The sequence below is a fragment of the Nocardia sp. CNS-044 genome (genome assembly GCF_059570515.1).
Window position 1 is genome coordinate 1,538,150 of record NZ_JCANSX010000005.1, and the last position, 14,711, is coordinate 1,552,860.

A 14,711-nucleotide genomic window follows, 5' to 3' on the forward strand; every position below is an offset into this window, starting at 1 on the left:
GAAGGAATACTTGGAAAGTTCCTGTAGGAGAGTCTGATTCAGGAACAGGGGGGTTGGTAGGGGAGTTGGGGGAGGTGGCGTTGCCAGAGGTCTTCGGTGAGTAGGGAGCCGGTGACGTCGCAGATACGGTCGATGGAGTGGGAGACGTCGAGATCCCAGACGCGGAGGCCGCCGCCGGAGATGACGAGGTGGTTGCCGTGGGGGAGGAATTGGGCGGTCCAGTCGTCATCGTCTTCGCGTGGCGGTGTCAGTGGGTCGCCGATCTGCTGCGGATGGGTGCGATCGGTCAAGTCCCACAGCGTGATCCGGCGATCCTCACCGGTGATGACGGCCCGGCGGGAATCCGGCGTGAAGGAGATCCGGCCGACCGAGAGGTTGTCCGCGATGATCGGTGAGCTGATCGGTCGGATTCGGGTGCGGTCACCGATGTCCCACACCTGCATCCTCTCGCTGTTGACCAAGATCATCGTCCGGCCGTCGGGAGCGTACCTGACCGTGTTGATGCCGCCGGATATCTCGGGAAGTTCGTCACCGAACGGAGCTGGACGTAGCGGGTCGGCGAAGTCCCACAACGTGACAGGTTGCCGGACGACGTCACTAGCCGACGCCAGCCTGCGGACCGCGAGGATCCCGCCATCGCTGCTGAATACGATGTCTAGAGCCTTGGCCAGCGGTATTTCCGCGCCGAGCGGTGTGGGGTGTGCGGGATCCTCGAGGCTCCATACTCGCAGCGAGTCGTCGTGCGACGTCACCGCGATCCGCCAGTCCGGCCGGAGGGCCAAGTACTCGGCGTCGCCCAGGCTCGTCGCCCAGTCGCCCCGAAGGCGCACCTTCGCTGGATCGGATATGTCGTATGCCGTGAACTGGCCCTCGGATGAAGCGGTCACCAGGGTCGCTCCGTCCGGGCTCACTTCGTACAGATAGTCGCCGGGGCGATGCGCGAAGCGACCGAGCAGTCGCCACCGCAGCGGATTTCGGGTATCCCAGATCTCGATGGTGTTCCCCCCTGCGGCGACGATAGCGCGATGTCCTGCCGCGTCGAACCGCGGGAACGACGTCTTCGCCGGCGGGCCGGCCACCAGCGCGGGTGGTATCGACCAGACACGTAAGTTGCCGTCCCAGCCACCCGCGGCGAGGGTTCGCCCGTCCGGACCGAAGGCGAGGCTGGTGGGGCCGCTCCGGCAGGGCATCGCCATGTCGTTCGAGAACCGGCAGGTCGTAGGGCTCGTCGTCAGCCGCTCATCGATGAGCATGGGCCGGGCCGGATCTGCCGTATTCCAGAGCGAGGCGTGCTCGGAGGTGGCGGCCGCGAGGATCGAGCTGTCGGGACTGAAGGCCACCGACCAGAGAGCGGATTTGCCGACCGTCAGCGGTATGCCGAGCGGCGTGGGTGGGGCGTCTCGTTCGATTCGCCACAGCTGTACCGTTCCCCGGTTCACCTGCCCGTCCTCCCGCAGTGAGCCGTCCCCGCCGCCGACGGCCAGAATTCGGCCGTCGGAGCTGAAATCCACGTCGGTCAGGACCGTCGTGGCGTCGATCGGCGGTCCCAACGGCACGGCGCGATCGAGACCCTCGACTTTCCATAGCTGAATCCGCCCCGAGGGCTGTGCGCTCAGGAGCCGATTGTTCGTCAGCACGGCCAGTACCGGGTCGGTGGGGCTGAACCGCACTTCGACGTTGACGTCATGTCCGGCGCGGAATGTCGCACCGGCTCGAGGTCGGCCGGGATCAGCGACATTCCACAACGTAACGGTGTCGGCGTTCACCGTGGCGAGAAGATCGCCGTCCGCGCTGAAGCTCATGACCCCGTGCGATCTCGCACCGGCCTTCGGCAATTCGGCCAGCACCCGCGGTGCATCGGGCACGGTGATGTCCCACAGCCGTGAACCCACGCTGCCGCTGGTGGCCATGACGCGACGATTTGCGCTGAATACCGCCGTCGAGACCTCGCCGGGGAGTTGTACCAGCTTGCGGGGGTGCTGTGGATTGCTGTTGTCCCAGAGGTATGCGATCTCTTCGTCGTCGACCGAAGCCAGCAGAGCACCCCCTGGCTGCTGAGCCACCTCGACGTAGCCGCCGACGTGTGCCGGGACGGTGGTCGCGAGCGACTGATCCTGCGTACCGAGCAGATGGGTCCACACCGTCGCGTCGCCGGGCCGCATCCGCTCCGCGACGAGGTAGAGCTGCGCCGACAGCGAGGGATCGGTACTGCGCAGCCGCTCCGCCTCCCGCATGACAGCCGCGAAATTTTTCTCTTCGCGCTGCCGCTGCCCGAATTGAGTCTGGGTATAAGCAGTCAGGCCGAGTACCAGGAGCACTACCCCTGCCAGCGCCAAGCCGATTCTGGTCAGCGTGGTGCGTCGGCGGGACCGTCCGCGCGATGCGCGCGAGGCGTGCAGGAAATCGCGGACGATCCCGTCCGATGCCGCCGAGTGCTCGAGCGCGGTCTCGAGCCGGGAGCCCCGATACAGCAGAGCCGGGTCCCGGTTCATCGAATTCCATTCGACCGCATCGACTTCCACCCGTTGCCGCACCAGATATCCGACCCGGTTCTCATCGATCCAGGCGCGCAGCCTGGGCCAGGCGTCCAGCACGATCTCGTGAGTGAGAAATACCGAGTCGGCGTCGAGCGTCACCAGGCGGGTGCGGGCGAGCAGTTCCAGTGCGGCCGCGGCGGCGAGCGGGTCGGTGCTGCGCTGTTGGAGCGCGGGGCGCGCCGCGATGCGCCGGGTGTCGCGGGAGTCGCGCGCCACGGTAACAAGTCCGAGCAGGACATCCTTCGCGGCCGACTGCTGCGGATCGGACAGTTCGCTCCATGCCTGTTCCGCGGTGGCGGCGACGGAGCCGACGACACCACCCGCCGCGCGGTACCCGGCGATGGTCAGTTTGCGACCCTCGCGGTGCTGCCAGGTGGCGGCCATGACGTGGGAGAGCAGCGGTAGGGCCCCGGGGTCGTAGCTCTGGCGGGTCCGGTGGTCGCCGAGGCCGCAGAGTTCCGTGATGACGAGTTCGTCGAGTCCGGCTTCGAGTTTCAGTCCGGCGCGTTCGGCGGGGCCGGTGATGGCCTCGGTCAGTTCGTCGACGCGCATGGGGCCGAGCAGGTAACTGCGCTTCTCCAGAGACTTTTGCAGGACCGGGTAGTCGAGGCAGCGGGCGTAGAAGTCGGCGCGCAGGGCAAGTACGACGGCGACCGGGTCGGTCTGCGTGGCGTGTTGGTCGAGCAGCGCCAGGAACTCGTCGCGCTCCCGTTCGTCGGCGCAGACGGTGAACAGTTCTTCGAATTGGTCGATGATCAGCAGGCGCGGACCGTCGGCGGGCCAGGTCGCCGATGCGGCGTCGGTGCGTTCCGCGTCCAGTGCGCCAAGGGATTTCGCCAGGGCGTCCATTGGATGTGCACCGGGTGTCACTGTGACGATGCGCCAGTTGGTTTGTCTCCGTGCGAGTTCGGTCGCCAGCCCCGCCGCGAGCAGCGATGACTTACCGGCTCCGGACGCGCCGATGAGCGTGACGATATCGCCGCCGTCGCGCATGGTGTTTCGCACTAGTTCCGTGAGTTCTCGGGTCGCCCGTTGGCGTCCGAAGAAGATGTCGCTGTCGGTGTTTCGATAGGACTCCAGGCCGAGGTACGGGCACGCGGCGTTGTCGGCGTCGTCGGGCGTCCAGGAGTTCGACGCGGTCCACAGCCGCTTCCATTCCTGCGGGTCCGCGAGCTTCGCGGGCAGCGTCGCGCCGCGTTTCTTGGCGAGGTCGATGAGCGTCAGCACCACCGGCAGCAGGGATTCGAAGCGGGCGGGCACATTTCGGCCCGCCTTCCAGTCGCTGATCCGCTGGGCGGAGGCGGGATTCGCCGCCGCGGCGGCCCGCATCCGGTTCTCCGCCTGGGCGGCGACCCTGCGCAGCGTCGGGTTTCCCGCGGCGGCATACAGTTCGGCGAATCGTTCAGCGAAAACAGCTCGTGGCGAACTGGTTTCCCCCCGCGGCGCGTCCCCTGTCACGCGTGCCCACGGAAACATCTGGGCGGTACGAACACAGAGACAATCTACCCGCCGCCCAGCTTTCCGACGTCGGCGCAGGCGGTGCGCCGCATCGCGCACCGTCTGCCATTTCGACCTCACAGGAAGATCGGATCGCCGTAGACCGCTTCGCGGCCGCTGACCTCCGGCGATTCCGCCTCGACGATCGTGTACGAGCGGATGGTCAGCGGACCGCCGCAATCCTGCACCGAGACGTGGAAATCGCGGCTGACGAAGTAGCCGGTGCTGCCGGGCGGCAGCTCCTTGGTACCGACCTCGAAGGGCTGGACCTTTCCCGGCACGATCGAGAGATCGATGCTCGCGCCGACGTGCAGATCCGGGCCGAGGCCCGCGTCCACGCTCGACGAGGCCGAGTCGCCGCTGCTGGAGCCGCCGACCCGGATCCCTGCTTCGAAGCCGATCGCGGCGCCGAGATCGATGCCGACGGTCAGATCGACCGCGCAGGCGACCAGGTATCCGGCCTTCAAGGTGCCGGTCCCGTCCGCTTCGACCCGTCCGTAGAACGTGTCGTCGAGGAACACCTCCCGGTTGGTCGGCATGCCGTTCAGCGGCGGGACCGGATGAAAGGCCTGACCTGAGTGCCCGACGGTGAACCGGAATCCGTTCGGCCCCTCGACCGTCTTCTCGTGCGGCGCCATCGTCGCCGCCCCGGCGAACGGACTCCCCGTCAAGACCATGCAGACAACCAGGACCGCAGCTGAGAACGCCGCCGTCAGTACCGCCATGTGCTTCATGTGTTCCTCCCCGAAGTGCTTGCTTCCCGCCGGAATGCGGGTGGTGTCGAACCGGGTGATCCCGGTGGTGACCGGGGTCTTCGGCGACCCAACGGAAAGGTATGAGGTGGAGGATGCCCCGGCCTAGCGCCGCGAGCCGGTGGTGAGCGGGAAAGCGCTGGTCGCGGCGTCGACGCGGGTTTTCCGGTCCGGTGTGGTGAGGGTTGTCGCCGACCGGTACCGGACTGCGGGAATGGCCCGGCGGGTACTTGTGTCTTCGCAGCTCAGTAAGGTTCTTTGTCCGGACCGGACAGTTTCGCCCGCCCCCTCGGGGAGGAGGGCAAGATCAGGGTGATTCCTGATGGCCGGGGATGGGGGAGCGTGCCAGTATCGAAAGCATGCACCCCACCGGTCCCGCGTTCGACGCTGCCCGCGGCGCTCCCGCGCCGGGCTTCGGGGCCGCGCCGGGGTTCGACGCCGTCCGCGGCTACGGTCCGGGGCGCGTCGGTCCCGCCCCGGTGCTCGATCTCGGCAGGCATCCGCAGCTGCGGCTGGTGCGCCGGTCGGGCGGTCGGATCGTCGGCGGTGTGGCGGGTGGTCTCGCCGATCACCTCGGGCTCGACGTGTTCAAGGTGCGGATGGCGTTCGTGCTGCTCTCCGCGCTGGCGGGGGCGGGCATCGTCGCTTACGGCCTGCTGTGGATCTTCACACCGAGCGGCGCCGACTCGGCCAAACCGAGTGGCACCGAGCGACGCCAGGCGATCGGTCTCGCGCTGCTCGGGCTCGGTCTCTCGGTAGCGGTCTCGTGGCTGATGAACGGCACCGTCGCGGCGAAGGTGATCGTGCCGATCGTCGTCGTCGCGGTCGGCGCCGCGCTGGTCTGGCGCGAATACGACACCGACGGCCCGCGCTCGTTGCTCGGTCTGCCCGCGCATCCCTCGGTGGTCACTTGGGCGCGGGTCGTCGCGGGCGCCACCATGGTGGTGCTCGGGCTCGGCGTCGTGGTGCTGGCCAGGATCGACTTGAGCGCGCTCGGTTCCGCGCTGATCGCGGTGGCGGTCACCCTGATCGGCGCTGGTCTGCTCACCGTCCCGCTGTGGCTGCGCATGATGCGCGCGCTGAACACCGAGCGCGCGGCCCGGATCCGGAACGAGGAACGCGAGGAGATCGCCTCGCACCTGCACGATTCCGTCTTGCAGACGTTGGCCCTCATCCAGCGCCAAGCGCACGACCCGCAGGAGGTGGCGCGGCTGGCGCGCAGCCAGGAGCGGGAGCTGCGCAAGTGGCTGTTCGAGGATTCCGGTCCGGCGCAGTCGAGCCTGGCCGCGGCGCTGCGCACCATCGCGGGCGAGGTGGAGGACCAACACGGCGTCAAGGTGACCCCCGTGACGGTCGGCGACGTCTCGATGGATCTCGACGACTGCGGAAACGGTCTGCCCAAGGAACATTTCACCGCGCTGCTCGGCGCGAGCAGGGAGGCGATGGTGAACGCCGCCAAGCACGCGGGCGTGCCGACCATCGACCTGTTCGCCGAGGTGGAACCGCACCAGGTGAGCGTCTTCGTGCGCGACCGCGGCGCGGGGTTCGACGTCGCCGCGGTGCCGCAGGACCGGCAGGGTCTCGCCAAATCCATCCGCGGCCGGGTCGAACGGCGCGGCGGCCAAGTGGAGATCCTGTCCACGCCCGGGCGCGGTACCGAGGTGCGGATCTTCATGCCGCGCAGCGATTCAGGTGCGCCCGAGGGGGCCGAGCCGGATACCGCTCCCGGTGCGACCGGTGATCAACCGACCGAGCGCATCCGGCAGTCGGTGCGGTCGGGAAAGTAGTGGTGAAGGGTTCGCGGGCCCTCGCGCTCTGGAATAGCTCGCGCCGTCCCCGGTTCGCCGGGAGCTGAGTTCAGCGGCGGACACGCCGTCGCGGGTCCGCTTGTGGTACCGATGAGATGCGGGCGGCCTGCGGGTCGGCGCAGTCAGGGTGGGTTGCTCCACCGAAGGGTGAGGAGAAGCAGGTGAGCGTGCGGGTCTTTCTCGTCGACGATCACGCCGTGTTCCGTTCGGGTGTGCGCGCGGAGCTGAGCCGGGAGGCCGATATGGAGGTGGTCGGCGAGGCGGGCGGCGTGGCCGAGGCCATCGCGGGGATCAAGTCCACCCGCCCGGACGTGGTGCTGCTCGACGTGCACATGCCCGACGGCGGCGGCGTCGCGGTGCTGTCCGGTATCGAGGACGGCCCGGTCTGCTTGGCGCTCAGCGTGTCCGACGCCGCCGAGGACGTGATCGCGGTGATCCGCGCGGGCGCACGCGGCTACGTCACCAAGACAATCTCCGGCGCCGAACTCGCCGACGGCATCCGCAGGGTCGCGGGCGGCGACGCCGTCTTCAGCCCGCGGCTCGCCGGATTCGTGCTCGACTCGTTCACCGGCCGGTCACCGGTCCCCGAACCCCCGCTCGACCCGGAACTGGACTCGCTGACTCCCCGCGAACTCGAGGTGCTGCGCCTGCTCGCTCGCGGCTACACCTACCGCGAGATCGCCGAGAACCTCTTCATCTCGGTGAAGACCGTGGAGACCCACGCCTCCAACGTGCTGCGTAAAACCCAGCAGTCCAACCGCAACGCCCTCACCCGCTGGGCGCACCGCCGCCGCATCGACTAGTCCGCATGAATGTTCCACAAGCTCGCATCCTGCGTGGCGTGTGAACCCGTTGCGAGGCCGTCGACGAGTCCGTTCGCCCCGCTCGACCGGGGCGGATGGAGGTGTGCACGACACGCACGGCCCGGACGGATGCGGGATTTCGCAGAACGCGCATAGCCGGAGCGAATGCGGAGGTTTCGCCTACATCGCGATGACGATGATCCCGATGATGATGAGCATGCCGATGAAGAGGCCGATGGCGATGGCCAACGGGGCGTTGCTCGGCTGCGGCTTGGCCGCGCGTTGCGGCATGGCCGTCGCGGCGACGCCCACGCCGGGTGCGCTGCGGTGCGGGCGGGGGAGCGGGGCCGAGTGGGGGCTGCGCAGGCCGGAGGCCGAGTTCCGGGCCGCCCAAGCCGGAATGGTGCCGTCCTCGGTGCGCACGGGGGCGCCGAGAATGTAGGGCCCGGTGCCGGGACCGAAAGCGGCGGTGAGGATTTCGTCCCGCGCCTCGGCCATCGTCGGCCTGCGCTGCGGCGCGGGTTCCATCATGTGCAGCAGGGCGTTGGTGAGGATGCCGCTGCGCGAGGGCGGAATGATCTGGGCCATCGCGGCGCGCTCCACCAGGACGTCGCTGTCCTCGTGCAGGCCGAACGGCGGCTGGCCCTCGATCGCGGTGTACAGCGTGGCGCCTAGCGAGAACACGTCGCTGGCCTCGGTCGGCTGCATGCCGCGCGCCACTTCCGGCGGGAGGTAGGCGGGGGTGCCGATGATGATCCCGTCCGGGTCGTCGATCTCGCCCGCGCCGCGGGAGATGCCGAAGTCGCTGAGTTTGGCCATGCCGACACCGGGGCCGCGATCGGCGACGAGAATGTTGCCCGGCTTGATGTCGCGGTGGGTGATGCCCGCGGCGTGCGCGGCGGCCAGTGCGTCGGCGACCTGGGCGCCGATCTGCGCGACCTCGATCACCGGCAGCGTGTCGACCAGCGCCAGCGCGCGCGCCACGTTGCGCGAGGGTAGATGCTCCATCACCAGCCAGGGCTCGCCCGCCTCCAGCACCACGTCGTAGACGGCGATGGCGTGGTCGTGCGAGAGCTTCGCCGCCACCCGGCCCTCGTGCATGATCCGGTTGCGCACCTCGGTGGCCTCGGCCTCGGGCAGCCCGGCCGTGGAGAGGACCTGCTTGATGGCGACGTCCCGGTCGAGCAGCCGGTCGTGGGCCAGCCACACCGCGCCCATGCCGCCGCCGCCCAGCTTGGACTGGAGGCGGTAGCGGCCTGCGACCAAATAGTCGGGGCCGACGATGGGACGGGGGCGATCGATCATGGTGTGCAGGGTATCCGAATATCCCTGCGTCGCCGCGCTTCTTATGCCGACAAGTGGGAGCGCGCGAGTGCTCTTGACGGGATTCCGGGGGTGGGTTTCTACTGTAGGCCTATCGAACGTATATTCGATAAGAGATCGATAGCTGGATCGGTGCTGGCTTCCGTTCCTCCGTGTGGAGGTGGGGTCGGTCCGCTCGCTTCGCCTCGGAGTCCATCGTGGGAAGTAGGTGGTTGTGATGGGTTCGGACGTGCGGGTGGGGGAGACAGAGAGACAACAGAAGCTGGCCGAGCTGCGCAATCGGATGGCCGCCATCCCGGGACGCGGCGAGTCGGCGGCCGCGCGGGTGCCGTTCGCCGAGGACATGCGCCGCGAACCGCTCCCGGTGCCCGATGCCCTTGCGGAATTGTTGCCGGAGGGTGGTCTCGGCAAGGGTTCCGTGGTCGCCTACACGGGTGCGCGCTCGCTGCTCGCCGGTCTGCTCGCTGCGGTGACCGAGCACGGCGGGCACGCCGCGGTGGTCGGGGTACCGAGGTTCGGGCTGCTCGCCGCCGCGGAGATGGGCGCCGAACTCGCGCGGCTGGCCGTGATCGCCGATCCGGGGCCCGATCCGATCGAGGTGGCGGCGGTGCTGCTGGACGGTCTCGACCTGGTCGTACTCGGTCTCGACGGCGTCGCCGTGCCGCCTGCGCGCACCCGCGTGCTCGCCGCCCGCGCCCGCAACAAGGGCGCCACCCTGGTGGTCACCGACGGCGACTGGCCCAACCCCACCCTGCGCCTGGATGCCCGCATCGCCGGATACGTCGGTCTCGGCACCGGCCACGGCCGCCTCCGCTCGCTGAGCCTCGAGGTCGAGGCGCGGCACCGTGCGGGCATGCCGCGGCGCGGACGTGTCGAGCTGCGTCCCAGCGGTGGTCGCGTCGAGTGGTTCGCCCAGGAGACCTCGCCCGCCCCCATCGAATTGCCGATCGCGCGGGGTGCGGCGTCATGAGTGGCGGCGCCGCCCCGCTTCCGCCGTGCCGCACCCTGATTCGGCCGCGTCGGACCTCCGGCATTCGGTTGGAACCGCGCCCCCTGGAGTTGGCCGAGGTTCCGCGGGCGACGTGTGTCGCGATCCGGCGGGATGCATGTCGCCGAGGTAGTCGGAAGAGCACGCTCCTCGCGATGATCTTCGACGCGGTTGGGCGGCGCGGTGTCGAGTGCGGCGGGGCGGCATCGTGATTCGGCGTGGACGTGCGTGTGGCGCGGCGGATACTCGCGGTGTAGTGCCGGGTCGGTGTGAGTGGCGGTGTGGCGCCGTATGTCGGCCGAGCCGGGTGCGTGGCGCCGGGCGGGTGCTCGCGGTGTGCCGTGCAGGTGCGAGTGGCGGGGCGGCACCGTGATTCGGCCGAGTCGGGCGCGGGTGCTCGCGGTGTGGTGCCAGGACTGGCCCGCGGTCGCGGCGGCGGCCGTGGCCGAGCTGCCGCCGACGCGGCCGGTGGCGGTGTTGTCCGCCAACCGGGTGGTGGCGTGCTCGGCGGTGGCACGGGCGGAGGGGGTGCGGCGCGGGCTGCGGCGCAGGGAGGCGCAGGCGCGGTGTCCGGAACTCTTTCTGGCGCAGGTTGATCCGGATCGCGATGCGCGATTGTTCGAGCCGGTGGTCGCGGCCGTCGACGCCACGGTGCCGGGTGTGGAGGTGCTGCGGCCCGGGTTGCTCGTGCTCGGTGCGCGCGGGGCCGCCCGGTTCTTCGGCTCCGAGGAGGCGGCCGCCGAACGACTGGTCGACGCGGTGGCCGCGGTCGGGGTGGAGGCGCAGATCGGCATCGCCGACGAGCTGTCCACGGCGGTGATCGCGGCGCGGCGCGGTGCGATCGTGCCGCGGGGCGGGGGTGCGGGATTCCTCGCGCCGCTCGCGGTGTCCGAGCTAGCGCTGGAACCCAGCCTGGCCGCGCCGGAGCGCGCCGAGCTGGTGGATTTGTTGCACCGCTTGGGTTTACGCCGGGTCGGTGATTTCGCGGCGCTCGGTCCCGCCGAGGTCGCCTCCCGCTTCGGCGCGGACGCCGTGCTCGCGCACCGCAGCGCGCGCGCCGTTCCGGAGCGACCGCCCGCCGCGCGCCGCCCGCCGCCCGATCTCGCGGTGGACCAGCGCTGCGACCCGCCGATCGACCGGGTCGACGCGGCCGCTTTCGCGGGACGCATGCTCGCCACCCGCCTGCACGCCAAGCTCGCCGACGCCGCGCTGGCCTGCACCAGGCTCGCGGTGTTCGCCGAAACCGAAGCGGGCGAACAACTCTCCCGAATCTGGCGGTGCGCCGAGCCGCTCACCCCCGAGGACACCGCCGACCGGGTGCGCTGGCAACTCGACGGCTGGCTGACCCGCCGCGACCGCCCCACCGCCCCGGTCACGCTGCTGCGGCTGGAACCCGTGGAGGTGGTGCGGGCGGGCGCGCTGCAACTCGGCCTGTGGGGCGGCGTCGGCGAGGAGGACGAGCGCGCCCGGCGCGCCCTGGTTCGGGTGCAGGGGCTGCTCGGCGGTGAGGCGGTCCAGATGGGCGTGCTCAGCGGCGGCCGCGGTCCCGCCGAGCGCGTCACCATGGTCGTGCTCGGCGACGAGCGGGTGCCCGCGGCCGACCCGGAACTGCCCTGGCCCGGTCGGTTACCCGAACCCGCCCCCGCGGTGCTGCTGATGAACCGTCCCGTGGTGCGCGTGGAAGCGGCCGACGGAACTCCGGTGCGGGTCACCGAGCGCGGCCTGTTCACCGCCGACCCGGCCCACCTGCACTGGGGCAGCCGCAGCTGGCCGCTGGCGGGCTGGGCCGGACCGTGGCCGGTGGACGAACACTGGTGGGTCCCGGACTCCGCCGCCGCGGCCCGCGCCCAGGTGCAGCTGGGCGGCGACGCGGGCGACGTCCGTGTGCTGCTGCTCGTCTACAGCGGTGAGTGCTGGCGCGCCGAAGGTCTCTACGACTGATCCCGCGTCCAGACGAACGCGATGGTGAACGGATGCCCGCGCAGCTCAGCCCATTTCGGCTTGGCCCGCACCCAGTCGTCGTCCACGACCGCCTCGACGACCTCGGTGAGCGCCCAGCCCGCCGTCAGCGCGGCGGTCATGTGCTCGCCGAGCATGTGCAGGTGAGTGCTGATCGCCACCGGCGCGTCGCCCGTCGGCGTGTAGTGCGTCGGCATGCCGGTCACCATCATGAACTGCGGGTGGTAGCTGACCGTGACGCAGCGACCGCCGGGTGCGGCCAGCCGCCGTGCCTCGGTGTAGAACGGGCCGAGTTCGGGCAGGTGCTCGTCGATCAACGAGGCGATCACCAGGTCGTAGGCGCCCTCCGGCAAGCCGGTCGCCCGCACGTCCGCGCGGTGCAGCGAGGTGTGCGCGCCGCGGGCGCGGGCCAGTTCGAGCATGCCTTCGCTGACGTCGACGCCGTCGATCCATGTCACCCCGCGCTCGCGCAGCCAGCCGCCGGTCCGCCCGGTCCCGCAGCCCAGATCCGCCGCCCGCTCGACGCGGTCCCACACCGGAACGCGCAGCCGCGCGAGCAAGCCGAGATCCATCTCGTCCAGCACGGTGCGCTCGTAGGTGGGCGCCCAACCGTCGTATCCGGTGGTCACGTCGACGGTGCGGTAGTTGCGGCGGTCGAAGTCGGCGAACGTTGGCATGTGCGCATCCTGCGCCGCGATGTGCTCGAACGCCAACGGTTTTCGTGCGCCACGAAATCGGCTGCCTACCTGCCCACCTGCCAGTCCTGCCGCGCCGCCCAGTCCCGCAGCTCGGTGGCTCCCGTCTCCAGCACCGACGGGTCGGGTTCCGGCGCAGTGGGCGCTCCCGGGGGCGGCGGTGTGTATACCGCGGCGATCCCTTCGGCGGCCTCGGCCCCGAGATGTGGGGTGAGCATTTCCCGATAAGCGTTGGGAGATATGGAATTCCACCGCACCGCGTGTCCCAGGACCGCGCTGAGTTCGGCGGCGACCTCGTCACCAGTCAGCGCCTGCGGACCCGCCACGATCCGCAGCGGTGGCGGAGTCGTGGCGACGATCAGATCGGCGACTGTCGATCCCAGGTCATCGAGCGCGACCCACGGGACAGGCAGTTCCCGCGGCAGCGGATAGGCGAGTTCCCCGGCGCGCACGAGCGGGGCGGACCACGGGGCGACGAGGTTCTCCATGTACTGCCGAGCGGGTGCGACCACCGTGGCCGCCTCGACGCCGCGGGTCAGTTCGGCGGACAACAGCACGCGGGCGTCCACGAACGGCACGCCGATGGGCGCGGGTGGCAGCACGGTGCCGGTATTGAAGACCACCCGCTCGACGCCCGCCTTCCGGAGACCGGCCAGCACCGCCTCGGCCTGCCGGACGGCCAGGTCGGTGAAAACGAGCGGCAACTGCACGATCACGGCGTCGGCGCCGGTGTACGCGGCTGCGAGCGAGTCGGGTTCGAGCAGGTCGGCCTGAACCGGCTCGGCGTCCGGATGCAGGGCGGGAGAAGTGCGGACGACGCCACGGACGCGGTGCCCCGCGGCGAGCAGGCCGCGGACGATGGCGGCGCCCTGGGTTCCGGTCGCGCCGTGGACTGTCACGGTTGATGTTTTCATGCCTTCGACGCTAGTTTCAGAAGTAAAGCAATACCCAGCAAGTGATATAATTTCAAGATGGAAACCATCGGTTCTGAGCAGCGGAAACAACTGCAAGCCACCGACTGCTCGGGCTGCGGTGTGGAGCGCACGCTGAAGGTTCTCGACGGAAAATGGACGACGCTGATCGTCCGCGAACTGCTCTCCGGCCCCAAGCGCTTCGGCGACCTGCGCACCGCTCTCGGTTCGCCGAGCGCCAAGACCCTGACCGACCGCCTGCGTGCCCTCGAACACCAGCGCATCCTCACCCGCACCGTCTACGCCGAAGTGCCGCCCCGCGTCGTCTACCAACTCACCGAAGACGGCGAAAGCCTCGAGGACATCCTGTACGCGATGCTGAAGTGGGGCGAGGAACACCCGCTCGCCGGGAGCTGACCCCGAGGACGCCCTCCGCTCAGCCGCCGGCCCAGATCGTCCGGCCTGGGTCGGCGGGCCAGACCCAATCCTGATCGAAGAACCAGACGAGCCCGTCCCCAGCGGCCGCCGCCGCGAACGCCAGGGCCGAGCCGACAACGGCTCCCATCCCCGCGGCGTCGCGAGTTGGTCCCTGTGATGCTGCCGACAAACACCGGGCGGTGGTCGGGCCGGGGTCGGTACTCTCGAACATCGTGAATCTGACGGCTGCCCGGATGGCGTTCGGTGGGGTGGAGATCGCCTATCGCGATTCGGGGGCGGTCGACGAGACGCCCGTCGTGCTGGTGCACGGCATGGGCGGGGACGGGCACACCTGGGATCGCTTCGCGCGTCGGTTGGCGCAGACGGGGCGGCGGGTGATCATCCCGGATCTGCGCGGGCACGGCCGCAGCTCGCACGCCGACTCCTACCGCTTCGACGAGTTCGGTGCAGACGTGCTCCGCCTGTGCGAGCACCTCGAGCTGAGCCAGGTGGACCTGGTCGGGCATTCGCTGGGCGGTTACGCGGTGTCGTGCGTCGCGCAGGAGCGGCCCGAGCTGGTGCGCAGGCTGGTCATCGAGGAATGTCCGCTGCCGCTGCGCTCCGGCGACGAGGAACTCCGGCTGACCCGCCGGTTCCCGACCCTGCCGGAACTCTGGCACGCCACGACCAGCCTGATCCGGCATCCGCGCGCCGTCCTCGCCTTCGACCGTTCGATGACCCGCACCGCGCTGGAACAGTTCCGCAAGCCGAACCCGGAATGGTGGGACCGGCTGGCCGACATCACCGCCCCCACGCTGGTGCTGCGCGGCGGGCCGGGCGGCATGGTCGATCTCGCGAAGCTCGAAGTGCTGCTCGGCTTGGTCGCCGACTGCACGGTCACCCCGTTCGCCTGCGGCCACAGCATCCACCGCGACCGTCATCGCGAGTTCGAGGCCGCGGTGCTGCCATTCCTCGCCGTGCCGTGCGGAATAGAGTGAAACGGTGCTCGTTACCGACCGGT

General features: G+C 70.0%; 12 protein-coding genes. 6 read left to right on the forward strand and 6 right to left on the reverse strand.

The genetic code is table 11. The annotated features are described in order from the left end of the window. Positions 1 to 38 precede the first annotated feature (38 nt). The gene (locus tag T333_RS07665) at positions 39 to 3,866 is read right to left on the reverse strand and encodes an NACHT and WD repeat domain-containing protein (protein ID WP_496424000.1); all 3,828 of its coding nucleotides are present in this window, start codon (positions 3,864 to 3,866) and stop codon (positions 39 to 41) included. A 245-nt stretch (positions 3,867 to 4,111) separates the two neighbouring features. After that, positions 4,112 to 4,768 carry an MspA family porin gene (locus T333_RS07670; protein ID WP_496424001.1) on the reverse strand — a complete coding sequence of 219 codons (657 nt, stop codon included), beginning with the start codon at positions 4,766 to 4,768 and terminating at the stop codon, positions 4,112 to 4,114. Positions 4,769 to 5,145: 377 nt separating this feature from the next. Between T333_RS07670 and T333_RS07675 the strand changes: the two genes are divergently transcribed. Together T333_RS07675 and T333_RS07680 are read left to right on the forward strand one after the other, a co-directional pair. Further along, on the forward strand, positions 5,146 to 6,573 hold the full coding sequence (locus tag T333_RS07675; RefSeq protein WP_357251301.1) for an ATP-binding protein: 1,428 nt from the start codon (positions 5,146 to 5,148) through the stop codon (positions 6,571 to 6,573). Positions 6,574 to 6,761: 188 nt separating this feature from the next. Beyond that, positions 6,762 to 7,397 (forward strand): response regulator, encoded by a 636-nt coding sequence (locus T333_RS07680; protein ID WP_067785130.1) that lies wholly within the window; start codon positions 6,762 to 6,764, stop codon positions 7,395 to 7,397. A gap of 180 nt (positions 7,398 to 7,577) precedes the next feature. Here the strand turns inward: T333_RS07680 and T333_RS07685 are convergent, their stop codons facing one another. Then, complete coding sequence (locus tag T333_RS07685; protein ID WP_355000048.1) at positions 7,578 to 8,702, reverse strand: serine/threonine-protein kinase; 1,125 nt, start codon at positions 8,700 to 8,702, stop codon at positions 7,578 to 7,580. A gap of 235 nt (positions 8,703 to 8,937) precedes the next feature. Between T333_RS07685 and imuA' the strand changes: the two genes are divergently transcribed. Beyond that, positions 8,938 to 9,690, forward strand: a complete 753-nt coding sequence (gene imuA' / locus T333_RS07690; protein WP_355000047.1) for a DnaE2-dependent mutagenesis accessory factor ImuA' — start codon at positions 8,938 to 8,940, stop codon at positions 9,688 to 9,690. 387 nt (positions 9,691 to 10,077) lie between these two features. Further along, on the forward strand, positions 10,078 to 11,649 hold the full coding sequence (locus T333_RS07695; RefSeq protein ID WP_496424002.1) for a DNA polymerase Y family protein: 1,572 nt from the start codon (positions 10,078 to 10,080) through the stop codon (positions 11,647 to 11,649). Here the strand turns inward: T333_RS07695 and T333_RS07700 are convergent. Continuing rightward, positions 11,640 to 12,344: a class I SAM-dependent DNA methyltransferase gene (locus T333_RS07700; RefSeq protein WP_496424003.1), complete on the reverse strand. Its 705-nt coding sequence runs from the start codon at positions 12,342 to 12,344 to the stop codon at positions 11,640 to 11,642. The genes T333_RS07695 and T333_RS07700 overlap by 10 nt on opposite strands. Before the next feature lie 65 nt (positions 12,345 to 12,409). Continuing rightward, complete coding sequence (locus T333_RS07705) at positions 12,410 to 13,276, reverse strand: NmrA family NAD(P)-binding protein (protein ID WP_496424004.1); 867 nt, start codon at positions 13,274 to 13,276, stop codon at positions 12,410 to 12,412. 57 nt (positions 13,277 to 13,333) lie between these two features. Here T333_RS07705 and T333_RS07710 point away from each other — a divergent pair, with 57 nt between their 5' ends. Further along, complete coding sequence (locus tag T333_RS07710; protein ID WP_355000043.1) at positions 13,334 to 13,690, forward strand: winged helix-turn-helix transcriptional regulator; 357 nt, start codon at positions 13,334 to 13,336, stop codon at positions 13,688 to 13,690. A 19-nt stretch (positions 13,691 to 13,709) separates the two neighbouring features. Here T333_RS07710 and T333_RS07715 read toward each other — a convergent pair whose 3' ends face one another. Beyond that, positions 13,710 to 13,838 (reverse strand): hypothetical protein, encoded by a 129-nt coding sequence (locus T333_RS07715; RefSeq protein WP_355000042.1) that lies wholly within the window; start codon positions 13,836 to 13,838, stop codon positions 13,710 to 13,712. A 106-nt stretch (positions 13,839 to 13,944) separates the two neighbouring features. On the opposite strand from T333_RS07715, the gene T333_RS07720 reads away from it, so the two are divergent. Continuing rightward, entirely contained in the window at positions 13,945 to 14,688 is a 744-nt protein-coding gene (locus tag T333_RS07720; RefSeq protein ID WP_357251530.1) for an alpha/beta fold hydrolase, read from the forward strand. The last annotated feature ends 23 nt before the right edge of the window (positions 14,689 to 14,711 follow it).